Annotated in this window: 1 tRNA gene; it reads right to left on the bottom strand. The window is 47.3% G+C overall.

Annotated features, from left to right (window positions below):
- Window positions 1–230: 230 nt before the first annotated feature.
- Window positions 231–304: transfer RNA gene (locus ACP6L2_RS18155), tRNA-Ala, on the bottom strand.
- Window positions 305–349 lie beyond the last annotated feature (45 nt).

Here is a 349-nt window from a genome sequence, read left to right as displayed (position 1 = left end):
TTTACTTTCTTCACGCTACCACCCCTTTTGCAAAGTGGTAGGTTGCTTTTGGACTCCGCGCCTAAGCGCATCGTCCTCTGTTGTCTTCTCTTGTGTCTCTTTTCTTCCAATATGTCAAAGAACTCTTCTTAGATGTGAGATGTCGGATATGAGATGTGGGAACCTTTCTACCGAACCTATATCGGCGTACTCGATCTCTCGTCTGATGTCTTCGATCTGTCGTCTAAACGTGGAGAATAACGGATTCGAACCGTTGACCCCCTGCGTGCAAGGCAGGTGCTCTAGCCAGCTGAGCTAATTCCCCTTTCCATTCAATCTTAAATGGTAGTCCCGAGCAGATTTGAACTGC

The sequence above is a fragment of the Sphingobacterium lactis genome (assembly GCF_051951495.1).
GTDB classification, from domain to species: Bacteria; Bacteroidota; Bacteroidia; order Sphingobacteriales; family Sphingobacteriaceae; genus Sphingobacterium; species Sphingobacterium lactis_A.
This window is presented reverse-complemented; position numbering and strand designations above follow the sequence as displayed.